Genomic DNA, 21,865 nt, shown 5'->3' on the forward strand with positions numbered 1-21,865 from the left:
CGCCGTCGGCCGGGGCGGCAGCGGGTCAGAACAGGCGGTGCTCGCTGGTGTCGATGCCCTTGAGCGCGTCGTAGTCGAGGACGACGCAGCGGATGCCGCGGTCCTCGGCGAGCGTGCGGGCCTGCGGCTTGATGACCTGGGCCGCGAAGACCCCCGTGACCGGCGCCAGGTGCGGGTCGCGGTTCATCAGCTCGAGGTAGCGGGTCAGCTGCTCGACGCCGTCGATGTCGCCGCGGCGCTTGATCTCGACGGCCACGTGGCCCCCGGAGGCGTCGCGGCAGAGGATGTCGACGGGGCCGATGGCCGTCATGTACTCGCGCCGGCCGAGCGTCCAGCCGTCGCCGAGGGTCGTGATGTGCTCGGCGAGCAGCTTCTGCAGGTGGGCCTCGACCCCGTCCTTGACCAGACCGGGGTCGACGCCGAGGTCGTGGGAGACGTCGCTGTGCACCTCGTGGAGGCGCACACGCAGCCGGTCCTCGGACTTCGCGTGCTGCACGACCCAGACCGCCGTGACGCCGTCGTCGACCTCGGTCTCGTCGGGTGCGACCTCGGCCATCGCGCACGGGGGCGACATCCAGTTCAGCGGCTTGTAGGACCCGCCGTCGGAGTGCACGAGCACCGAGCCGTCGGCCTTGACGAGGAGGAGACGGGTGGCCAGGGGGAGGTGCGCCGACAGGCGTCCCTCGTAGTCGACCGAGCACGTCGCGATGACCATCCGCACGAGCGAGCACCCTACCGACACCGGAGGCCTTGCCGCCCGGCCGGTGCCGACGCACACTGGACCCAGAGGTGAGGCCGATGCGGGCAGCGCTGCTCATGGCGTTCTTCGTCGCGCTGCCCGGAGCCGTGTACATCCTCGGTGTGCAGGGCATGCACTGGTTCACCGGCGGCCCGACTCCTCGCCCCCTGGCCGCCCTCGGACGAGTCGGCCGTCGCGCCGGGTCACGGTGCACGGGCGTCCTCGAGGGGCTCGAGCGGGTCGGCCTCCTCGACCGCCGGCGACGCGAGCCCGTGCCCACCGTCCTGCTCGTCCTCGAGCTGCGGCGCCTGGCCGTCGAGGTGCGGCGCATCGAGGCCGGCGACCAGCCGCACCCGGCGGCCCGCATCGCCGCTGCGCTCGCCGCCTACGACCACGTGCTCGTCCAGCTGTGCTCACGCGCCGAGGTCCCGACACCCATCGGCCTGCTGCCGCTCGACCCCCGCGACCGGGTGGGGCTGGAGGCCGAGCTCGTCGCCTCCGGTGTCGAGTGGTGACGGGGCTCACGCGGGCCGCCCGTCCCCGGCAGCCTCGGGGGTAAGCAGCGTCACGCGCCGGGGCGGTCGTGGCTCCCCGGGGGCTCTGGAAGGATCGTCGCCATGACGCGTGACTTCACCAGTGTGGGTGTGATCGGACTCGGCACGATGGGCGCCGGCATCGTGGAGGTGTTCGCCCGCAACGGCATCGACGTCTTCGCGGTCGAGGTCGACGAGGCCGGCGTGGCCCACGGCCGGGAGATCCTCGCCGGCAGCACGGGCCGCGCCCTGCGCCGCGAGAAGATCACCCAGGAGCAGCACGACGCCCTCCACGCCCGGGTCACCTTCACGACCTCGCTCGACGACCTCGCGGGCTGCCAGCTCGTCGTCGAGGCCGTGCCCGAGCACCTCGACCTCAAGAAGGAGATCTTCGGCCGGCTCGACCAGATCGTCTCGCCCGAGGCCGTGCTCGCCACGAACACCTCCTCGCTGCCGGTCACCGAGATCGCCGTCGCCACCTCCAACCCCAAGCGCGTCGTCGGGATGCACTTCTTCAACCCGGCGCCGGTGCAGCAGTTCGTCGAGGTCATCCGCACCGTCATCACCGCCGACGACGTCTTCGAGGACGTCAGGGCGCTCGCCGAGCGGCTCGGCAAGAAGCCGGTCGTCGTCGGCGACAAGGCCGGCTTCATCGCCAACCGCCTGCTCTTCGGCTACCTCAACCACGCCGTCGCGATGTACGAGGGCCGCTACGCCACCCGCGAGGACCTCGACGCCGCGATGCGCTTCGGCTGCGGCTACCCGATGGGCCCGCTCCAGCTGCTCGACCTCATCGGCCTCGACACCGCGTACGAGATCCTCGACACGATGTACAAGCAGGGCCGCGACCGCCTGCACGCGCCGAGCCCGATCATCAAGCAGATGGTCAGCGCCGGCCTGCTCGGGCGCAAGTCCGGTCGGGGCTTCTACACCTACGCCGGCCCCGGGTCGCCCGAGGTCGTCGCCGACGCGCAGACGCCGGCCGGGGGAGTGCCCGACGGGGTCGCCCTGCGCGACGTCGCGTCCGTCGGCGTCGTCGGCAGCGGGACGATGGCGACCGGCATCATCGAGGTCTTCGCCAAGGCCGGGTACCCGGTGACCTTCGTCGCCCGCTCCGAGGAGAAGGTCGCGGGCGTCGTGACCGCCCTCGGCCGCAGCTGCGCTCGCGCCGTCGAGAAGGGCCGGATGGAGCAGGCCGACGCCGACGCGCTGCTCGGACGGGTCGCGGGCGCCACCGGGCGCGAGGCGCTCGCCGACGTCGACCTCGTCGTCGAGGCCGTCGCCGAGGACCTGGCCGTCAAGCAGGACCTGTTCCGCGACCTCGACCGGATCTGCAAGCCCGGTGCCGTGCTCGCGACGACCACCTCGTCGCTGCCGATCATCGACTGCGCCAAGGTCACCTCGCGCCCGCAGGACGTCATCGGGATGCACTTCTTCAACCCGGCGCAGGTGATGAAGCTCGTCGAGGTCGTGCACACGGTGACGACCGCGCCCGAGGTGCTGGCCACGGTGCAGGACCTGTGCGCGAAGGTCGGCAAGGTCGCCGTCACGTGCGCCGATCGCAGCGGCTTCATCGTCAACGCGCTGCTCTTCCCGTACCTCAACGACGCCGTGAAGATGCTCGAGGCCAACTACGCGACGGCCGACGACATCGACACCGCGATGAAGACCGGCTGTGGGCTGCCCATGGGGCCGTTCGAGCTGCTCGACGTCGTCGGGCTCGACGTGTCGCTGGCCATCGAGCGCGAGCTGTACGTCGAGTTCCGCGAGCGCGGCTTCGCGCCGGCGCCGCTGCTCGAGCACCTCGTGACGGCCGGCTACCTCGGCCGCAAGTCCGGCCGCGGGTTCCGCACCTACGCCTGAGCTCGTTCTTGCCGCCGAGAGGAGGCACCACGCAGGCGCACGGCGCGCATCCTCTGCGTGCTGCCTCCTCTCGAGGGGCGGGGTCCCCGCGCCGGGTCACGGGAGCCGGAGCGTCGAGACATCGAGCCCCAGCTCGCGGGCGAACCGCAGGAGCAGGGCCCGGCGTCGCAGGGGGTCGTGGTGGTCCTCGGCGAAGATCTCGCGCACCGTCCAGTCCTCGTCGCCGAGCAGGCCGTTGCGGTGCGCGTCGGCGCTGCGGGCCGCCCGGGTGCCGTGCACATCACCCTGGTACTCCCCGACCACCCGTTGCTCGCGCCACACGAGGTCGCCCTCACCGATCCATCCGCCCCCGGTGTGAACAGGGGTGCGCACGGTTCCGGCTCGGGGAACCCCGCGTCGACGAAGAGCAGACGGCTGCGCGACTCCATGGGGGAGCGCACACCGGGGCGGACGAGGGCCAGGGCGTCGTCGAGGACGCGCCGTCCACGCGGGGATCCCCGTGCCTCGAGCGCGCGACGCAGCGGGACGACGGCCGCGTCGACGTCGAGCGCGGTGCGACGGACGCCGGGTGGCGCCCAGAGGGTCGCGACGGCGTCGCCGGCGACGACGAGGTCGTCGCGGCCCGGGCGAGACGCCCTCACGTCGCCGAGGTCCACCCACGTGTCCGCGAGCGAGGTGACCCGGAGGCCGTCGAGCTCGTGGACGTCGCGACGCTCCAGACCCCGGTGGCTGCGACACCCGGCTCGCTCGACGTAGCCGCGGCCGGAGGTGCGCATGACGTCGAGGAGCTCGTCGCGCTCGAGCGCCGCGGGCAGGGGGATGCCCCAGAGGCGGGCCGCCGTCACGTGCGAGAAGGCGCAGTCCTCGGGGAGCGCCAGCGCGAAGGCCCGGGCTCGCTCGCGCAGGTCGGCGGGCCGGTACAGGGAGCGCACACCCTCGGTGACCCGGACGAGGCGCTCGTCGCGCCAGTCGTGGTCCGACATCCCCAGCGCCCGGGCCGACCCGAGCGACAGGGCGCCGCCCGGCAGCGGCGGCAGGCGGCGGGGAGGCATGCCCCGAGCATGGCGTCCGGACGCAACGGGGGCGGGGCGTCATCCACAGGCCCCCGAGAGGAGGCAACACGCAGGGATCGGGGCGCATCCGTCTGCGTGTTGCCTCCTTTCGGGGCCAGATGCGAGGTCCCGGGGTGAGGGAACGGGCGCCGGATGCGGGGCGAGGGTGGGGACGGAGGGGCGGTGGGCAGCCCCTAGGCTCGGCCCGTGAGTGCTGCACCGCTGCCGTCCCGCGCCCGTGTCGTCGTCATCGGGGGCGGGGTCATCGGGACCTCCATCGCCTACCACCTGGCCCACGCCGGCGAGCGCGACGTCGTCGTCCTCGAGCGCGACCGGCTGACCTCGGGCACCACGTGGCACGCCGCCGGCCTGATGACCTGCTTCGGCTCCTTCAGCGAGACGAGCACCCGGCTGCGGCTGTACTCGCGCGACCTCTACGGCCGGCTCGAGGCCGAGACCGGGCAGTCGACCGGGTTCAAGCCGGTCGGGCTCGTCGAGGCCGCCGCCGACCGCGACCGGCTCGAGGAGTACCGCCGCGTGGCGACCTTCCAGCGCCGTCTCGGGCTCGAGGTCGAGGAGGTGTCGCCGGCGGAGATGGCCGCGCTCTTCCCGCTCGCCCGCACCGACGACCTCGTCGGCGGCTTCCACGTGCCGGACGACGGGCGCGTCAACCCGGTCGACCTGACGATGGCCCTGGCCAAGGGGGCCCGGGCCCTGGGCGTGCGCGTGGTCGAGGGCGTGCGGGTCGAGCAGGTGACCACCCGCCCCCGCGGTGCCGTCGAGGAGGTCACCGGTGTGGTCACCGACCGCGGCACCATCGAGTGCGAGGTCGTCGTCAACGCCGCCGGGATGTGGGCCCGCGAGCTCGCCGCCGCCAACGGCGTCGTCGTGCCCAACCAGGCCGCCGAGCACTACTACCTCGTCACCGAGCCGATCGACGGGATGAGCCCCGACGCCCCGGTCTTCGAGGACCCCGCCTCCTACGGGTACTACCGCGAGGAGGGCGGCGGCATGATGGTCGGCCTCTTCGAGCCGGTGGCCGCGTCGTGGAAGGTCGAGGGCATCCCGCGCGACTTCTCCTTCGGCACCCTCCCGCCGGACACCGACCGGGTCGGGCCGTTCCTCGAGAAGGCGATGGCCCGCGTGCCGGTCGTCGAGACCGCCGGCATCCGCACCTTCTTCTGCGGCCCCGAGTCGTTCACGCCCGACCTGTCGCCGGCCGTCGGCGAGGCCCCGGGCATCCACGGCTACTTCGTCTGCGCCGGGCTGAACTCGGTCGGCATCCTGTCGGCCGGGGGGCTGGGCCGGGTCGTCGCGCACTGGGTGGTCTCCGGGACGCCCGACGTCGACGTCACCGGCATCGACGTCGCCCGCTTCCGCGACTGGCAGCTGCTGCCCGAGCACCGGCGCGACCGGACGGCCGAGGTGCTCGGCACCGTCTACGCCGCGCACACGCCCGGCGTCCAGCTGACCACCTCGCGCGGGGTGTTTCGTTCGCCCGTGCACGACCGGCTCGTCGGCGCGGGCGCCTACCTGCGCGACGTCTCCGGCTGGGAGTCGCCGGCCTGGTACGCCGGCCCCGGCGAGCAGCCCACCGCGGAGCCGACCTGGGGACGGGCCCCGTGGTTCACGCACTGGGAGGCCGAGCACCGCGCGGTGCGGGAGGCGGCCGGTCTGTTCGACATGTCGTTCATGACCAAGCTCTCCGTCCGCGGCCCCGACGCCGTGCGTGTCGTCGACCGGCTCTCGGCCGGGGACGTGTCCACCGACGGACGGATCACCTACACGCAGTGGCTCGCCGAGGACGGCGGGGTCGTCGCCGACCTCACGGTCACCCGGCTGACCGAGGACGACGTGCTCGTCGTCGCGTCCGACACCGCGCGCGGACAGGTCGAGGGCCTGCTGCGCCGGGGCCTGGGCGACCTCGACGCCACCGTCACCGACCGCACCGAGGAGCTGGCGATGCTCAGCCTCCAGGGACCGACGTCTCGTCAGGTGCTGGAAACCGTTGCGCCGGAGGCCGACTGGAGCGCCGATGCCTTCGCGTTCCGCGACGTGCGCCCGGTGCGGCTGGCCGGCGTCGACGTCCTCGCGGCCCGCATCACCTACGTCGGCGAGCTGGGCTGGGAGCTCTACGTCCCGGCGGTGGACGCCGAGCGGGTCTGGGACGCCGTCGTCGGGGCCGGCGCACCCCTGGGGCTGCGACCCGCCGGCCTGGCCGCGCTCGGCAGCCTGCGCCTCGAGAAGGGCTACCGCGACTTCGGGCACGACCTCGACAACACCGACGACGTGTGGGGCGCGGGCCTCGGGTTCGCGGTGGCCCTCGACAAGCCCGGCGGCTTCGTCGGTCACGCGGCGACCGCGGCCGCCAAGGAGCGGGGGACGCCGCACCACCGCATCGTCTCGGTCGTCCTCGACGACCCCGAACCGCTGCTCTTCCACGGCGAGGTGCTGCTGCGCGACGGCGTGGCCGTGGGCGACGTCCGCTCCGGCTCCTACGGCTGGACGGTCGGCGGCGCGGTGGGGCTGGCCGGGGTCGGGACCGACGGCCCGGTCACCGCCGACTGGCTGCGCGAGGGGCGCTGGGAGGTCGACGTCGCCGGAACGCGCGTGCCGGCCACCGTCACCCTCCGTCCGCCGTACGACCCCTCGTCCGCGCGCGTGCGGGCCTGACGGGACACTGGAGGGGTGCCCCGCTCGAACCGTCGCCGCCGCGACCTCGAGGCGCGTCCGCTGGCGGGCTCGACCGAGGTGGCCACCGAGCAGTGGCGTGGCCGGCCCTGGCACGTGCGACGCCTCACCGGTGCGACCTCCAGCCGCGAGTACCGCTGCCCGGGCTGCCACCAGGGCATCCCCGTGGGCACGCCGCACGTCGTCGCCTGGCCGGCCTCGGGGGTCGGCGGGGTCGAGGAGCGCCGGCACTGGCACACCCGCTGCTGGGCCGCGCGCGGCGCCGCCCGCCCCTGAGCGCCACCCGGCGTCAGGCGTGCTGCTGGCGCGGGACGAGGACCTCCTCGTAGATGAGCAGCAGCCCGGCCGCGACGGGGATGGCCAGCAGGGCACCGAGGATGCCGAGCAGCGCACCACCGGCCAGGGCCGCGATGATCGTCACCGTGCCGGGCACCGAGACCGTGCGCTGCATGACCCGCGGGGCGATGACGTAGTTCTCGATCTGCTGGTACACGACGTAGTACACGAGCAGGATCAGCGCCTTGCGCGGCTCGTCGAAGAACGCGACGACGCACACGAGCGAGGCGCCGAGCGTCGCACCGACCATCGGGACGAGCCCGAGCAGGCCGACGCTCACGGCGAGCACCGCGGCGTACGGCACGCCGACGATGGTCATGACCAGCCACGACATGCAGGCGTTGAGCGTCGCGATGGCCACCTGCCCGATGGCGTAGGAGCCGACCCGGCGCATGATCTCCTCCGACAGCGAGGCCACGCGCGGGCGCCGGCTCGCCGGCACGAGGGCGTACGCGGCGTGCTTGACGCGGGGGAGGGAGGCGAGCAGGTAGAGGGTGAGCACGAGGACCGTGAGGACCTGGAAGACGCCCGAGAGCACCGCACGGCCGGCGCCGAGCAGCCCGCCGAGCACCCCCTCGATGAAGGTCTGGTCCCCGAGCCGGGCGGTGAGCTCGGTGCGGGCCCGGTCGATGACCTCGTAGTGCTGGTCGAGCTCGCGCACCCACCGGGCGTTGAGCAGGTCGCCGACGTACTGCGGGGCCTGCTGCACGAGGGCGCCGCCCTGGTCGACGACCGGCGGGACGACGAGGAAGCCGAGGACGACGAAGGCGAGGATGAGGCCCGAGAAGACGAGGGTGACCGCGAGGCCCCGGGGCATCCGGCGGGCGGCCAGCCGGTCGACGACGGGGTTGAGGGCCAGCGCGAGGAAGAACGAGACGAGCAGGAGCGTGATCGTCGTGGCGAGCCGGCCGAGGCTGGTCCACAGGCCGAACGCGAGCATCGCGCCGCTGGCGCCGAAGAAGCCGAGGTAGAACGGCGAGTGCCGGTTGAGGGGCTGCCCGGCGTCACCGAACGCGGCGTTCATCCCGGTGGGGCCGGTGCCGTCCGTCCCGGTCCCGGTGTGGCCGCCCGCGTCCGCGGCGCGGGGCTCGACGAGCTCGGCCTCGACGGCGGGGGCGCCGTCGGTGTCGAGGCGGTTGCTCTCCTCGAGCGCCGCCCGCTGGCGTCGGCGGAACTCGCCCCACCGCTCGACGGGTCCCCACAGCGTCGCCAGCCTCACCACACACCTCCGGCCCTCACCCTAGTGGCGGGTGGGGGCCGGAGGACGGCGGTACGGCCGGTGTGGCTCAGGCGTCGCGGAACCGGTTGATCTCGGTCTCGAAGCGCGCCCGCTTCTCGGTGTCGGTGACGCCGAGCCCGGCCTCGGGGGCGAGGGTGAGCACGCCGACCTTGCCCTGGTGGGCGTTGCGGTGCACGTCGAGCGCGGCCTGCCCGACCTCCTCGAGGCGGTAGGTCTTCGACAGGGTCGGGTGGACGATGCCGCGGTCGACGAGGTCGTTGGCCTCCCACGCCTCGCGGTAGTTCGCGAAGTGCGAGCTGACGATGCGCTTGAGGTTCATCCAGAGGTAGCGGTTGTCGTACTCGTGCATGTAGCCCGACGTCGAGGCGCAGGTGACGATCGTGCCGCCCTTGCGCGCGACGTAGACGCTCGCGCCGAAGGTCTCGCGGCCCGGGTGCTCGAAGACGATGTCGACGTCGTGCCCGCCGGTCAGCTCGCGGATCTTCTTGCCGAGGCGCTGCCACTCCTTGGGGTCCTGCGCCGTGCCCTCGTCGTTCCAGAACCGGTAGCCCTCGGCCGAGCGGTCGATGATCAGCTCGGCGCCCATGGCCCGGCAGATCGCGGCCTTCTCGGGGAGGAGACGACGCAGATGGGGGTCGCGCCGCCGGCGAGGGCCATCTGGGTGGCGTAGGAACCGAGGCCGCCGGAGGCGCCCCAGACGAGTACGCGGTCGCCGAGCTTCATCTGCGCGCCGTGGTGGCTGACGAGCTGGCGGTAGGCGGTCGAGTTGACGAGGCCGGGGGAGGCGGCCTCCTCCCACGACAGGTGGGTGGGCTTCGGCATCAGCTGGTTGGCCTTGACGATCGCCAGCTCGGCGAGGCCGCCGAAGTTGGTCTCGAAGCCCCAGATCCGCTGCTGCGGGTCCATCATCGTGTCGTCGTGGCCCTCGGCGTCCTCGAGCTCGACCGACAGGCAGTGCGCGACGACCTCGGTGCCGGGCTTCCACTTCGTGACGCCGGGGCCGGTGCGCAGGACGACGCCCGCGAGGTCGGAGCCGACGACGTGGTAGGGCAGGTCGTGGCGCTTGGCGAACTCCGAGGTGCGGCCGTAGCGCTCGAGGAACCCGAACGTCGAGACGGGCTCGAAGATCGAGGTCCACACGGTGTTGTAGTTGATGGCGCTGGCCATGACGGCGACGAGCGCCTCGCCGGGCGCGAGCTCGGGGACGGGCACCTCGTCGATGTGGAGGGACCGGCGCGGGTCCTTCTCCTTCGTCGGGAGGCCCTCGAACATCGCGACCTCGTCCTTGTGGACGGTGGCGCCCCGGTAGGACCCGGGCACGGCCAGGCCGGCGTAGGTCTCGGGGCTGCGGTCACCGGAGAGGATGGCCTCGCGGATCTGGTCCATGGGGTCGTGCTCCTTCGGCGGGGCTGGGGGGGACAACTTCCCGAGAACCTAGTGGCCGTCCCTACCCGCCGGTACTGCCTGAGACGGCAGTCACGGGTGACCCTGCTCACGGAGGACCGGGACGCCGACGACGGTGCCGGGATACCGTTCCGGGGTGAGTCCCGCCACCGTGAGCCGCCGCGGCCTGCTGCTGGCCGGTGGGGGCGTCGTGGCGGGGGCGGCGCCGTCGGGCTGGTCGCCCTCGACCGTGCGCGGCACGTCGAGGTGCCCCTCTACAGCGAGACCGTCGCCTTCGCGGCGCCGGGGGTGCGCCGGCTCGTGCCGGCCGGGGGCATCGAGGAGCTCGTGCCGGGCACCCGTGTGCTGCAGGCAGGTCCGTACCGCTCCCGGCTCGTCGAGGACGAGCAGGCGTGGCTCGAGGGCTGCGCGCCGTGGGTCGGCAGGGTGCGCGACGACGGCCTGCTGCGGTCCGCGCTGCTCGACCTGCGGGCGCTGAGCGACGGCCTGCCCGTCGCCGTCGCGGGGTGGAGCCCGCGGTGGCGCTACGCCTGGCCGCGCGACGTCGCGTTCGTCGCGTCGGCGCTGGCCCGCCTCGGTCGCCCGGACGAGGCCGTGGCCCAGCTCTCCTTCCTCGCCCGTGTCCAGCGGCCCGACGGGTGGTTCGAGGCCCGCTACGACGGGTGGACCGGCCGCGCGCCGGACGAGCGGATGCCCCAGCTCGACGGGTCCGGCTGGGTCCTCTGGGCGGCGGCCCAGGTCGCGGCGCACGCCCCCGACCGCGCCGCGGCCCTGCTCGCGCCGCTGCGCCCGATGCTCGTGCGCAGCGCCCGCCGCCTCCTCGCCTCCCGCGACCCCGGCACCGGGCTGCCCCCGCCGTCGTCCGACTACTGGGAGCTCGTCGAGGACCGCCTGACCCTCGGGACGGCGGCCGCCGTGCTCGCGGGGCTGCGCTCGGCCACCGACGCGCTGTTCCACGTCGGCGAGATGGCGCTGCGCGACCGCACGGCCGCCGCCGCCGAGCATCTGGCCGAGCAGGTGCGCGAGCACTTCGGACCGCTCGGCTACCCCCGGCTGCTCGGCAGCCGCGTGCCCGACGCCGCCGTCACCTTCCTCGTCGCGCCCATCGGGGCGGCCGACGCGTCGCTCGACGTGCTCCAGGCCGTCGACCGGGCGCAGACGGCGATGGCCCGGCCGGCCGGCGGGCTCGCGCCGGGAGCCGGCTGGAAGGACGACGGCATCAGCTGGACCCCCGAGACCGCCCTCTTCGCCGCCGCCTGGGCCGCCACCGGCTTCCGCACCAAGTCCGAGCACCTGCTCGACTGGCTGGGCCGGCACCGTACCGACGCGGGGTCGTTCCCCGAGAAGGTCCTCCACGACGGACGGCCGGCAGCCGTGGCACCGCTCGCCTGGACGGCGGCGCTCGTCGTCATCGCCCGGCACGAGACGGTGTCGACGTGACCCGCTGCAGCGCACGGCTCCTCGCGCGGTGGGCCGGCGCCCTCCTCGTCCTCGGGATGTTCGCGGCGCTCGCCGCCGCCCCGGCCCGCGCGGAGGAGCCGGCCGCGGACGTCGGGGAGCGGGTCCTCGTCGTCGGGGTCCCCGGCCTCTCGTGGTCCGACGTCGGCGAGACGAGCGTCCCCGTGCTGTGGCGGCTCGCCGGCGAGGGCGCCGTCGGCTCCCTCACCGTGCGCACCGTGAGGTCACGCACGTGCGAGGTCGACGGGTGGCTGACCCTCTCCGCCGGGCGGCGGGCCGCCGACGCCCCGGGGCCCTGCCGGGAACCGGGCACCGTCGTGGACGGCCGGGTCGCCGGCTGGGACCGGTACCTCGCAGCGGCCGCCGCGGCCTCCTACGGGGCCCACCCCGGCACGCTCGCCGAGCGGCTCGACGCCGTGGGCGCGTGCGTCTCCGCCGACGGGGACGCCGCGGCCGTCGGCGCCGCGGACCCGCAGGGCCGGGTGACGGAGGCGCAGGACTGCGCCGTCGAGCTGCGCAGCGTCGCCCCGCTCCCCGTCGGCGCCCGACGCGCCGAGGCCCTGCGCGCCCTCAACCGCGAGCTCTCCCGCATCGTGTCCGACCCGGGGTCGCGAGGGCGGCGGCTGCTCGTGGCGGGGCTCGCCGACGGCGAGGGTCCGGTCCGGCCGCGGGCCGTCGTCCTCGTCGGCCAGGGCGTCGAGCGCGGGGTGCTCACCTCGCCCTCGACGCGCCAGCCCGGGCTCGTGCAGCTCCAGGACCTCACGGCCTCCCTCCTCGCCGGGGCCGGGGTCGACGACGCCGGGCTCACCGGCCGACCCGTCGTCGTCGAGCCCGACGACCGCCCGGTCGCCGACCGGGTCGCGGACCGGGTGGGCTTCGAGTCGCGGTCCGCGACGCTGCGGGACCTCAGTCCCCAGGTCACCGGCTGGCTCGCGGCGGCCTTCGCCCTCTGGTGCGTCGGGGTCGGTGTGGCGTGGTGGCGCCGGCCGGGCGTCCGGGTCCCGGGGACGCTCGCGGCGGCGGGGGTCGCGATCGCCGCCGTGCCCAGCGCGACGTTCGTCGCCAACCTCGTCCCCTGGTGGCACGCCGGCTGGCCGGGTGCGGCCTTCACCGGGGTCCTCGTGGTCGTCGTCGCGGGGATGACGGGCGCCGCGCTGCTCGCGGGCCGCCGGTGGCGGCACGGAGCGCTCGTGGTCGTCGCGGTGCTCACCCTGCTCGTGCTCGGTGGGGACGTCCTCACCGGGTCGGGTCTCCAGCTCGCGTCGGTGTTCGGGCAGAACCCGACCGTCGGCGGCCGGTTCTACGGCGTCGGCAACACCAGCTACGCCGTCCTCGGGGTCGCGGTGCTCACGGTCGTGGCCCTGCTCGCCGCGTGGCGTCGCCCGGGTCGCCGGTGGGCCGTGGCTCTCGCGGGTCTCGTGCTGCTCGCGACCACCGTCCTCGAGGGCCACCCGTCCTACGGAGCCGACTTCGGCGGCCCCCGGGGCTGCTCCTCGGGGCCTCGTCGTGCTCGCCTCGGCGGCCGGTCTGCGGCTGACCGTCGTTCGCGTCCTCGGCGCGGTCGCGGCGGTCGTCGTCGTCACGGGGTCGGTCGCCGTGCTCGACTGGCTCCGGGCGCCCGCGGCCCGCACCCACCTCGGCGAGTTCGTGCAGACGGTCGTCGACGGCGGGGCCGACGACGTCATCGGCCGCAAGCTCGCGCAGAACCTGACCAACCTCGGGTCGCCGCCCCTGCTGGCCATGGCGGCCGGGACGGCGCTGCTGGCCGTCCTCGCCTGGCGGCTCGGCCGCCGCCCGGACCCCGTCGGCGGGCGCGTCCTGCGCGGCACGGCGGTGCTCGCCCTCGCCGGGTTCGGCGTCAACGACTCGGGGCTGGTCATCCCGGCCTACGCGGCGCTCGTGCTCGTGCCGCTCCTCGTCGCGGCCGGGCCGGACCGGGGGGAGCAGGAGCCGCCCGCGGACGGCGCCGGGTCAGTGGGCGGCTGAGGCCGCCGGCTCCACGAGCTCGACGAGGATGCCGCGCGCGTCCTTGGGGTGGATGAAGTTGACCCGGCTGTCGCTCGTCCCGCGCTTCGGGGTCTCGTAGAGCAGCCGCATCCCGCGCTCGCGCAGGGTCGCGCAGACGGCGTCGAGGTCCTCGACCCGGTAGGCGAGCTGCTGGATGCCCTGCCCGCTGCGGTCGAGGAACTTCGCGATCGTCGACTCGGGGGAGAGCGGCGCCAGCAGCTGGATGCACGAGCCGGAGTCGCCGACGCCCATCATCGCCTCGCGCACGCCCTGCTCCTCGTTGCGCTCCTCGTGGAGCAGGCGCATGCCGTAGGTGGACTCGTAGAAGGCGATCGCCTCGTCGAGGTCCGGGACGGCGACGCCGACGTGGTCGATGGCGGTGAAGAGGTCGCTGGCGGTCATGCGTCCAGCGTAGGAGCGTCGCGCACGGCGCCGCCGGGCACGGTGGTGAGCGTCACCGTGCGGTGGGGTCGGCAGCGCCCGGGAGCGCGGTCTAGCATCGTCAGGACCCCCCACGTCCAGACCCGGAGGCCCCCGCATGTCCACCGACCCGACCGTCATCGTCGCCGGCGCCCGCACCCCGATGGGGCGGATGAGCGGCTCGCTCAAGGGCTTCAGCGGCTCCGACCTCGGCGGCTTCGCCATCCAGGGCGCCCTCGAGAAGTCGGGCGTCAGCCCGGAGTCCGTCGACTACGTGATCATGGGCCAGGTGCTCACCGCGGGCGAGGGCCAGATCCCCGCGCGGCAGGCGGCCACCAAGGGCGGCATCCCCATGGACGTCCCGGCGCTGACCATCAACAAGGTCTGCCTGTCGGGCATCGACGCCATCGCCCTCGCCGACCAGCTGATCCGGGCCGGCGAGTTCGAGGTCGTCGTCGCCGGCGGCCAGGAGTCGATGACCAACGCCCCGCACCTGCTCGAGAAGAGCCGCGACGGCTTCAAGTACGGCGACGTCGTCCTGCACGACCACATGGCGCAGGACGGCCTCTGGGACGCCTTCACCGACCAGGCGATGGGCCTGCTCACCGAGTCGGCGAACACCGGTGACCTGGCGTTCAGCCGCGAGGAGCAGGACGCCTTCTCGGCCCGCAGCCACCAGCTCGCCGCGCGCGCCTGGAAGGACGGCCTGTTCGACGACGAGGTCGTCACCGTCACCATCCCACAGCGCAAGGGTGACGCCCTCGAGTTCCGCACCGACGAGGGCATCCGCGCCGACACGACCACCGAGTCGCTCGGTCGCCTCCGTCCGGCGTTCAGCAAGGACGGCACCATCACGGCCGGCTCCGCGTCGCAGATCTCCGACGGCGCCTGCGCGGTCGTCGTCATGAAGAGGTCGAAGGCCGAGGAGCTCGGGCTCGAGTGGCTCGCCGAGATCGGCGCGCACGGCGTCGTCGCCGGCCCCGACTCCACGCTGCAGAGCCAGCCGGCCCGCGCCATCGCGAAGGCCTGTGAGCGAGAGGGCATCTCGCCGACCGACCTCGACCTCGTCGAGATCAACGAGGCCTTCGCAGCCGTCGGCCTGGCCTCCACCAAGGAGCTCGGCCTCGACGAGGACAAGGTCAACGTCAACGGCGGCGCGATCGCCCTCGGCCACCCCGTCGGCATGTCCGGCGCCCGAATCGCCCTCCACCTCGCCCTCGAGCTCAAGCGCCGCGGTGGCGGCGTCGGTGCGGCCGCGCTCTGCGGTGGTGGCGGCCAGGGCGACGCGCTCGTCCTCAAGGTCCCGGCGCAGGGCTGACCCCGCTGGCCGCGGCCCGCGACGTCGACGTCCCCTCCCTCGTCTCCGCGGCGCGGGAGGGGAACCCGCGCGCCGTCGCCCGCCTGATCTCGCTCGTCGAGGACGCCCACCCCGCCCTGCGCGAGGTGATGGCCGCCCTCGCCCCGGACACCGGTCGCGCGCACGTCGTCGGCCTCACCGGCGCGCCGGGGGTCGGCAAGTCGACGACGACCAACGCCCTCGTCGCGGCGCTGCGGGCCCGCGGCGACCGGGTCGGGGTGCTGGCGGTCGACCCGTCCTCACCCTTCTCCGGTGGCGCCCTCCTCGGCGACCGGATCCGGATGTCCGAGCACGCCGCCGACCCCGGCGTCTTCATCCGCTCGATGGCCTCGCGCGGGCACCTCGGCGGCCTGTCCTGGGCGGCCCCGCAGGCGCTGCGCGTGCTCGACGCGGCCGGCTGCGACGTCGTGCTGCTCGAGACCGTCGGGGTGGGCCAGAGCGAGGTCGAGGTGGCGGGCACCGCCGACACGACCGTCGTCCTCGTCGCACCGGGGATGGGCGACGGCATCCAGGCGGCCAAGGCCGGCATCCTCGAGGTCGCCGACGTCCTGGCCGTCAACAAGGCCGACCGCGAGGGTGCCGCGCGCACCACCCGCGACCTGCGGCACATGGTGGGGATGGCCGAGCGGGACGGGGGCGGCTGGACCCCGCCGGTCGTGCGCACGGTCGCGACCTCGGGCGACGGGGTCGACGAGCTCCTCGAGGCCCTCGACGCCCACAGGGCGTGGCTCGGCGAGGACGGCCTGCGGGCCCGGCGGGTGCGGCGGGCCGCCGGCGAGGTCGAGGCCCTGGCCCTCGAGGCCCTGCGCGCCCGCGTGGGCTCGGTCGCCGGTGCCGACCGGCTCGAGGCGCTGGCCGCCGAGGTCGTCGACGGGCGCACCGACCCGTGGGCCGCGGCCGACCGCCTCGTCGAGGCCGTGGGGGAGGGCGTCAGCTCGTCGGGTCGGTGACCGGGGCCTCGGTGGCGTCGATCTCGTCGAACGGGATCGGGTCCGGCACACCGGCGGTGATCCGGCTGCCGTCGGCGCGCGTGCCCCCGGTCTGCGGACGGCGTCCGATCCGGCCGGCGATGCGTGGCCCCTGGTCGGGCAGCGCGACGACCACGGGCCGTCCCGGTGCGACCGAGTGCACGGCGCCGCGGACGGTGACCGGCACCGGGGCCTCGCCCGCCTCGACCTCGAAGGCCATCTCGGAGGCGGTGAGCCGCACCCGGACCCGCGTGCCGCGCCAGGTGAGCCGGAAGGTCAGCGAGTCCCAGCCCTCGGGCAGGCGCGGGTCGAAGCGCAGGGTGCCGCGGTGGTCGCGCATGCCTCCGAAGCCGCCGACGAGCGCCGCCCAGACGCCGCCGGCCGAGGCCACGTGCAGGCCGTCGACGGTGTTGTCGTGGAGGTTCGCGAGGTCGACGTAGAGCGCCTCGTGGAAGTACCGGAGGGCCACCTCGTGGTAGCCGACCTCGGCCGCGACGACCGACTGCACGACCGCCGAGAGCGTCGAGTCGCCGGTGGTGATCGGGTCGTAGTACTCGAAGTCGGCGCGCTTCTCCTCGGCGGTGAAGCGGTCGCCCTGGAGGTAGAGGGCGAGGACGACGTCGGCCTGCTTGAGCACCTGGAACCGGTAGATGACGAGCGGGTGGTAGTGCAGCAGCAGGGGCCGGACCGACTCGGGTGTGCGGCTGAGGTCCCACACCTCGCGGTCGAGGAAGAAGTCGTCCTGCGGGTGGATGCCGAGGCCCTCGTCGAACGGGATGTGCATGCCGGTGGCGCACCGGGCCCACTCGAGCACCTCCTCGTCACCGATCTCGAGGGTGCGCGCGAGCCGTTCCCACTCCTCGGGTCGCACCGCCCGCACCCGCTCGACGGCCGCGACCGCCTGCTCGAGGTTGAGCCGGGCCATGACGTTGGTGAAGAGGTTGTTGTTGACGACCGTCGTGTACTCGTCCGGTCCGGTGACCCCGTGGATGTGGAAGCTCGGGGTGCCGTTGCTGCGCCAGAAGCCGAGGTCGGCGTACATCCGGGCCGTCTCGACGAGCATGGCCAACCCGTGGCGGACGAGGAAGTCGACGTCGTCGGTGGCCGCGAGGTACTGGGCGAGGGCATGCGCGACGTCGGCGTCGATGTGGACCTGCGCGGTGCCGGCGGCGTAGTAGGCCGAGGCCTCCTCGCCGTTGATGGTGCGCCACGGGAAGAGCGCACCACGCTGGGACATCTCGCGCGCCCGGTCGCGGGCCGCGGGCAGCATCTGGCTGCGGAACAGCAGGAGGTTGCGGGCCGCCCACGGCTGCGTGTACGTGAGGAACGGCGCGACGTAGACCTCGCTGTCCCAGAAGTAGTGCCCTCGTAGCCCGACCCGGTGACGCCCTTGGCGGGCACCCCCTGCCGGTCGGCGCGGGCGCTGGCCTGGGCGAGGGAGAAGAGGTTGTAGCGCACCGCCTGCTGCACGGCGTCGGCGTGCTCGTCGCCCGTGGACACCTCGACGTCGCTGGACTCCCAGAACCGGTCGAACCACGCGCGCTGCTCGGCGTGGTGCTCGGCGACGGCGTGCCGGCCGGCGCGGTCGAGGGTGCGCTCGCAGCGGTCGGCCAGCTCGCGCACCGGCAGGCTCCGGGACGTGTGGTAGGCCACGAGCTTCTCGATGCGCAGGGTGTGGCCCTCGCGCGCCTCGACCCGGAAGACGGCCTTGGCGAGGTCGTCGTCGTCGCGGACGACCATCTCCAGCGGGTCCTCGATCTCGACGCGGTGGTCGGCGGTGACGGCCACGGTCATCCCCGAGTTCGCGCACCGGTAGCCCAGGGCGAGGCGGCGCTCGTCGGCCTGGTGTAGCCGGGGGAGCAGGACGCGGGACTCGAAGGCGCCGGCCTTGCGCGGGTCGACCATCGAGACCTTCGGGTGCGGCTCGTGGTACTCGTCCTCGCCGTCCTGGCGGTTGAGCAGCTGCGAGGAGACGACGACCGGGGCGTCGCCGGCGAGCATCGTCACCTCGAGGGTCAGCACCGCGAGGTGGCGCTCGGTCATCGACACCATGCGGGTCGAGTCGACCTGCACGCGCTTGCCCGACGGCGTGCGCCACACGAGCGAGCGCCGCAGGACGCCGTCGCGCAGGTCGAGGCTGCGCTCGTAGGACTCGAGGTCGGCCTGCCCGAGGACGAGCGGCTCGTCGTCGACGTAGACCTTCATCAGCTTGGCGTCCGGCACGTTGACGATGGTCTGGCCGGTGCGGGCGAACCCGTAGGCGGCCTCGGCGTGCCGGATCGGCCAGGTCTCGTGGAACCCGTTGACGTAGGTGCCGTGCTCGTGGACCTCGCGGCCCTCCTCGGGGTTGGCGCGCATCCCGATGTAGCCGTTGGCCACGGCGAAGAGGGTCTCGGTGACGCCGAGGTCGCCGTCGTCGGGCGTGCACTCGACGAGGCGCCAGAGGTCGGCGGGGAAGCGGGTGCGGTCGAGGGGGTCGGGTCCGGTGGCCGTCGTCCTCACGCGAGGTCCCCGAGGTCGGGGACGACGAGGTCGGCGCCGGCGTCGAGCAGGGTTTGCTCCCCGGCGCCGCGGTCGACCCCGACGACGAGGCCGAACGCGCCGGCGGCCCCGGCGCGCACGCCCGAGACGGCGTCCTCGACGACGACGGCGGCGTCCGGTGCCGCCCCGCACTCCCGGGCGGCGTGGAGGAAGGTGTCGGGCGCGGGCTTGCCCGGCAGCCCGAGCCGGGTCGCGACGCGGCCGTCGACGACGGTGACGAACCGGTCGGACAGCCCGGCGGCCGCCAGCACGGCCGGGGCGTTGGCCGACGACGAGACGACGGCCAGCGGGACACCGAGGTCGCGCAGGTGGTCGAGCAGGGCGACCGAGCCGGGGTAGGGGCGCACGCCGTCGCGCTCGAGCACCTCGGCGAAGGCGTCGTTCTTGCGGTTGCCGAGGCCGCAGACGGTCTCGGCCGACGAGGGGTCGTCGGGAGAGCCCTGCGGCAGCGTGATGCCCCGCGAGGCCAGGAGGTCGGCGACGCCCTCGTAGCGCGGCTTGCCGTCGACGTGGGCGAAGTAGTCTTCGTCGGTGTACGGCGAGGTGTCCGCTCGCTCGAAACCGGTTCTGCCGGAATCGATCCCGGAGAGGAAGGCGTTGAACATCTCCGACCACGCCGCCATGTGCACCTCGGCCGTCGGCGTCAGGACGCCGTCGAGGTCGAAGAGCACGGCCGCGTGCTCGCGCCAGGCCACAGTTCTCGAGCCGTTCACGCGCCCCACGCTAGGGACTCCGGGACCGAGACGTGCGATCAGCCACGCGGGAAAGCGGATAGCGTGCAGACGTGAGCGAGCCGGTCCGCCTCCCCTTCGACCCGATCGAGCGGGCCCGCGAGCTGTGGGTCCGCCGCTGGGGCGAGGGGTCGCGGGCCGACGCGATGGCCAGCGCGACGTCGGTGATGCGGGTCCAGCAGCTGCTGCTCGCCCGCTTCGACGCCATCGCCGGGCGCAACGGCCTGACCTTCGCCCGCTACGAGTGCCTCGTCCTGCTCGCCTTCAGCCGCGAGGGACGGCTGTCGATGTCGAAGATCGGCGAGCGGCTCATGGTGCACCCGACGAGCGCGACGAACATCGTGCAGCGGCTCGTCGCGCAGGGCCTCGTCGAGCGCGTCCCCAACCCGCACGACCGGCGCGGCGCCTTCGCGGTGGTCACCGACGCGGGACGCGCGGCGATGGAGGCGGTGACCGCCGACCTGGAAGCCGCCGACTTCGGGCTGTCGATGCTCGAGCCGGCGCAGCACGACGCCCTGTTCTCCCTGTTGCGGGAGGTGCGGGTGGGAGCGCGCGACTTCACTCCCTGAGGGTCGGGATTTGTCGCGACGCCCGGGCGTTTGTCATCGTGGAGGGTACGTCTCACCCCCGGAGCCCGCCTCCGGGAGCCCCCGGACCGTAAGGAACCCCGCCCCATGCTCACCACCGTCACGCGCGTCGCCGGTGCGCTGCTCGCCCTCGCCGGGCTGGCGCTCACCGTGGTCGGCGTGTGGTTCGCGACCAGCCTCGGGGGCTCGGGGACGGCCGAGTTCACGACCCGCCCCGCCACGGGGCAGCCGGTCGTCATCCCGCCGGACGTCCTCAACCGGGTCGACGCCGACGTCGTCGTCACGGCCCGGCCGACGAGCGGGGCGAGCGTGTGGATGGCCCTGGCCAACCCCTCGGACGCCCGGGCCGTGCTCGGCGACGCGAGGCACCAGGAGGTCAGCGGCGTCTCGGTGCGGGACTGGACCCTCACGACGACGAGCCGTGGCACCGGGCAGTCGCCCACGCTCGGCACCGCCGACCTCTGGCGCCAGCAGGACGACGCCGAGGGGCCGGTCACCCTCACGGTCGAGCAGGCCGACGCCCCCGAGTCGCTCGTCGTCGCCGCCGACGGTGGCGACATCGCCTCGCTGACCCTGCGCGTCGTCGACAAGACGTGGTTCGTCGAGTCGGTCGTCGCGGCGCTCGTCGGGCTCTTCCTGCTCGTCGCCGGTGTCGTCGTGCTCTGGCCGCGCCGGGGTCACCACCCGGCGGCCGCGGACGCCGCTGCCGCCGAGGAACCGGACGCCGCTGCCGCCGAGCAGCCGGACGGCGCAGCTGCCCAGGAGCCGGACACCGGCGCCGGGCCACCGGCCGACCCACCGACCAGCGACGACCAGGAGGTCGCCCGATGACCCGTGCCCGCCGACTCGTCACCACCGCGGCCGTCGCCGCCCTCGCCCTGGGCACCACCGCCTGCGGCACCACCGACGCCCTCGTCGGGCTGCGTGCGGCCCCCACCGAGAAGGCCGTGGCGGCCCCGCTCGACCCCGACGGGGCCACCGCCATCGCCGCGCGCCTGCTGGCCGGGGCGCAGGCGGCGGCCGCGACCAAGGGCGACGCCGGGCACACCGCTCGCGCCAAGGTCATGGCCGGCGACGCCCTCGCCTACGCCGACGCCGCCGCGGCCCGCGGTGCCGTCGCCCCCACCGACGCCCAGCTCGCCAAGGACCAGCCGCCCACGGTGCTCGCCCAGTCGCGGGGCCGGGAGTGGCCGCGCGCCATCCTCGCGACGACCCTCGACGAGGCGACGAGCACGCGCTACCTCCACGTCATGGTGTCCGGCTCGCCCGAGGCGCCGTTCCGGCTCACCTCCTCGGTGCCGATGCTCGCCGGCGCCGAGCTGCCCGGGCTGGGGTCGCAGGAGACCGGCGCACCCTTCGTGCGGGTCACCGACGGCGAGGGCCTCGTGACCTCGCCCGACAAGGCCTTCGGCGGCTACGCGGCCGGCCTGGCCCGCCCGGCCCCGAAGAAGGCCCCCGCCGGCGTCTCGGTCGAGGACCCGTTCGGCGTCGCGCTCGCGGGGTCGGCCGCCGTCCAGGCCAAGGCCCTCGGCAAGCTGGCCACCTTCACCCAGAAGCACACTCCCGCCCTCGAGAAGGCCGTCGCCTTCCGCCTCGCCGACGGCGGGGTCGTTGCCTTCGGCCTGATGCGCCGTGCCGACACCATCGCCGTGCGCTCGGGCGCCAAGGAGCTCGTGCTCCCCAAGCGGTACGCCGCCCTGGTCGGGAAGTCCAAGGTCAAGAAGTCGGTGACGCTCACCAGCCTCGAGCCGGTCGTGCTCGTCGTGCCCACCGAGGGCGACGTGACGGCCATCGGGGCCACCGAGCTGCTCGTCGCCGGCAAGGGCTCCTGACCCCCTGCACCACCCGGCCGCCGGACTGCGGGAGAATCCGACCATGACGCAGACACCCGACCCCGCCGGCACCCGTGGTGCCGTCGACCTCTCCGCCGTCACGGCG

General features: G+C 74.4%; 17 protein-coding genes and 2 pseudogenes. 11 read left to right on the forward strand and 8 right to left on the reverse strand.

The features are described from left to right. Positions 1 to 25 precede the first annotated feature (25 nt). Positions 26 to 721 carry an endonuclease NucS gene (gene nucS / locus G7075_RS02715; RefSeq protein WP_166118615.1) on the reverse strand — a complete coding sequence of 232 codons (696 nt, stop codon included), beginning with the start codon at positions 719 to 721 and terminating at the stop codon, positions 26 to 28. 77 nt (positions 722 to 798) lie between these two features. Between nucS and G7075_RS02720 the strand changes: the two genes are divergently transcribed. Both G7075_RS02720 and G7075_RS02725 read left to right on the forward strand, forming a co-directional pair. After that, positions 799 to 1,254, forward strand: a complete 456-nt coding sequence (locus G7075_RS02720) for a hypothetical protein (RefSeq protein ID WP_166118617.1) — start codon at positions 799 to 801, stop codon at positions 1,252 to 1,254. A gap of 102 nt (positions 1,255 to 1,356) precedes the next feature. Then, positions 1,357 to 3,135: a 3-hydroxyacyl-CoA dehydrogenase family protein gene (locus tag G7075_RS02725; protein WP_166118620.1), complete on the forward strand. Its 1,779-nt coding sequence runs from the start codon at positions 1,357 to 1,359 to the stop codon at positions 3,133 to 3,135. Here the strand turns inward: G7075_RS02725 and G7075_RS02730 are convergent. After that, entirely contained in the window at positions 3,126 to 4,187 is a 1,062-nt protein-coding gene (locus G7075_RS02730) for a hypothetical protein (protein ID WP_166118622.1), read from the reverse strand. The genes G7075_RS02725 and G7075_RS02730 overlap by 10 nt on opposite strands. Before the next feature lie 207 nt (positions 4,188 to 4,394). Between G7075_RS02730 and G7075_RS02735 the strand changes: the two genes are divergently transcribed. Together G7075_RS02735 and G7075_RS02740 are read left to right on the forward strand one after the other, a co-directional pair. Further along, entirely contained in the window at positions 4,395 to 6,860 is a 2,466-nt protein-coding gene (locus tag G7075_RS02735; RefSeq protein ID WP_166118625.1) for an FAD-dependent oxidoreductase, read from the forward strand. Positions 6,861 to 6,875: 15 nt separating this feature from the next. Beyond that, positions 6,876 to 7,154, forward strand: coding sequence for a hypothetical protein (locus G7075_RS02740; RefSeq protein WP_166118628.1), 279 nt, complete (start codon positions 6,876 to 6,878; stop codon positions 7,152 to 7,154). 13 nt (positions 7,155 to 7,167) lie between these two features. On the opposite strand, the gene G7075_RS02745 is transcribed toward G7075_RS02740, so the two are convergent. Both G7075_RS02745 and ccrA read right to left on the reverse strand, forming a co-directional pair. After that, entirely contained in the window at positions 7,168 to 8,433 is a 1,266-nt protein-coding gene (locus G7075_RS02745; protein ID WP_240917841.1) for an AI-2E family transporter, read from the reverse strand. A 67-nt stretch (positions 8,434 to 8,500) separates the two neighbouring features. Next, positions 8,501 to 9,840, reverse strand: a pseudogene (gene ccrA, locus G7075_RS02750) (crotonyl-CoA carboxylase/reductase). Between the two features lie 96 nt (positions 9,841 to 9,936). Here ccrA and G7075_RS02755 point away from each other — a divergent pair. Further along, the gene (locus G7075_RS02755) at positions 9,937 to 11,298 is read left to right on the forward strand and encodes a hypothetical protein (RefSeq protein ID WP_166118630.1); all 1,362 of its coding nucleotides are present in this window, start codon (positions 9,937 to 9,939) and stop codon (positions 11,296 to 11,298) included. Further along, positions 11,295 to 13,358: a hypothetical protein gene (locus tag G7075_RS02760; protein ID WP_166118632.1), complete on the forward strand. Its 2,064-nt coding sequence runs from the start codon at positions 11,295 to 11,297 to the stop codon at positions 13,356 to 13,358. Before G7075_RS02755 ends, G7075_RS02760 begins: the two co-directional genes overlap by 4 nt. Here G7075_RS02760 and mce read toward each other — a convergent pair. Further along, the gene (gene mce, locus G7075_RS02765) at positions 13,288 to 13,725 is read right to left on the reverse strand and encodes a methylmalonyl-CoA epimerase (protein ID WP_166118634.1); all 438 of its coding nucleotides are present in this window, start codon (positions 13,723 to 13,725) and stop codon (positions 13,288 to 13,290) included. The genes G7075_RS02760 and mce overlap by 71 nt on opposite strands. A 136-nt stretch (positions 13,726 to 13,861) precedes the next feature. Here mce and G7075_RS02770 point away from each other — a divergent pair, with 136 nt between their 5' ends. Both G7075_RS02770 and meaB read left to right on the forward strand, forming a co-directional pair. Continuing rightward, positions 13,862 to 15,061 carry an acetyl-CoA C-acetyltransferase gene (locus tag G7075_RS02770; RefSeq protein ID WP_166118636.1) on the forward strand — a complete coding sequence of 400 codons (1,200 nt, stop codon included), beginning with the start codon at positions 13,862 to 13,864 and terminating at the stop codon, positions 15,059 to 15,061. Between the two features lie 5 nt (positions 15,062 to 15,066). Beyond that, on the forward strand, positions 15,067 to 16,050 hold the full coding sequence (gene meaB / locus G7075_RS02775) for a methylmalonyl Co-A mutase-associated GTPase MeaB (protein WP_166124184.1): 984 nt from the start codon (positions 15,067 to 15,069) through the stop codon (positions 16,048 to 16,050). Here meaB and G7075_RS02780 read toward each other — a convergent pair. The 3 genes and pseudogenes from G7075_RS02780 to G7075_RS02785 all read right to left on the reverse strand — a co-directional run bounded on the left by G7075_RS02780 (position 16,031) and on the right by G7075_RS02785 (position 19,331). Beyond that, positions 16,031 to 17,878 carry a glycoside hydrolase family 65 protein gene (locus G7075_RS02780; protein WP_371814158.1) on the reverse strand — a complete coding sequence of 616 codons (1,848 nt, stop codon included), beginning with the start codon at positions 17,876 to 17,878 and terminating at the stop codon, positions 16,031 to 16,033. The genes meaB and G7075_RS02780 overlap by 20 nt on opposite strands. Next, positions 17,761 to 18,426, reverse strand: a pseudogene (locus G7075_RS22385) (glycoside hydrolase family 65 protein); the annotation flags it as partial. The gene G7075_RS02780 and the pseudogene G7075_RS22385, both read right to left, overlap by 118 nt. A 140-nt stretch (positions 18,427 to 18,566) precedes the next feature. After that, the gene (locus G7075_RS02785) at positions 18,567 to 19,331 is read right to left on the reverse strand and encodes an HAD family hydrolase (RefSeq protein ID WP_371814159.1); all 765 of its coding nucleotides are present in this window, start codon (positions 19,329 to 19,331) and stop codon (positions 18,567 to 18,569) included. 62 nt (positions 19,332 to 19,393) lie between these two features. Between G7075_RS02785 and G7075_RS02790 the strand changes: the two genes are divergently transcribed. From G7075_RS02790 to G7075_RS02800, 3 genes are all read left to right on the forward strand, one after another. Continuing rightward, complete coding sequence (locus G7075_RS02790) at positions 19,394 to 19,909, forward strand: MarR family winged helix-turn-helix transcriptional regulator (protein ID WP_166118637.1); 516 nt, start codon at positions 19,394 to 19,396, stop codon at positions 19,907 to 19,909. Between the two features lie 105 nt (positions 19,910 to 20,014). Further along, entirely contained in the window at positions 20,015 to 20,758 is a 744-nt protein-coding gene (locus G7075_RS02795; RefSeq protein ID WP_166118638.1) for a hypothetical protein, read from the forward strand. Beyond that, on the forward strand, positions 20,755 to 21,759 hold the full coding sequence (locus G7075_RS02800) for a hypothetical protein (RefSeq protein WP_166118640.1): 1,005 nt from the start codon (positions 20,755 to 20,757) through the stop codon (positions 21,757 to 21,759). The genes G7075_RS02795 and G7075_RS02800 overlap by 4 nt, the downstream gene beginning before the upstream one ends. The last annotated feature ends 106 nt before the right edge of the window (positions 21,760 to 21,865 follow it).

Origin of the sequence: Phycicoccus sp. HDW14, from assembly GCF_011383005.1 — a bacterium.
GTDB lineage: Bacteria > Actinomycetota > Actinomycetes > Actinomycetales > Dermatophilaceae > Phycicoccus.

Excerpts from the sequence above, each read along its gene's own strand:
- G7075_RS02720 (WP_166118617.1), top strand. The coding sequence starts at position 799 with ATGCGGGCAGCGCTGCTCATGGCGTTCTTCGTCGCGCTGCCCGGAGCC.
- G7075_RS02725 (WP_166118620.1), top strand. The coding sequence starts at position 1,357 with ATGACGCGTGACTTCACCAGTGTGGGTGTGATCGGACTCGGCACGATG.
- G7075_RS02730 (WP_166118622.1), bottom strand. The coding sequence starts at position 4,187 with ATGCCTCCCCGCCGCCTGCCGCCGCTGCCGGGCGGCGCCCTGTCGCTC.
- mce (WP_166118634.1), bottom strand. The coding sequence starts at position 13,725 with ATGACCGCCAGCGACCTCTTCACCGCCATCGACCACGTCGGCGTCGCC.
- G7075_RS02770 (WP_166118636.1), top strand. The coding sequence starts at position 13,862 with ATGTCCACCGACCCGACCGTCATCGTCGCCGGCGCCCGCACCCCGATG.
- G7075_RS02795 (WP_166118638.1), top strand. The coding sequence starts at position 20,015 with ATGCTCACCACCGTCACGCGCGTCGCCGGTGCGCTGCTCGCCCTCGCC.
- G7075_RS02800 (WP_166118640.1), top strand. The coding sequence starts at position 20,755 with ATGACCCGTGCCCGCCGACTCGTCACCACCGCGGCCGTCGCCGCCCTC.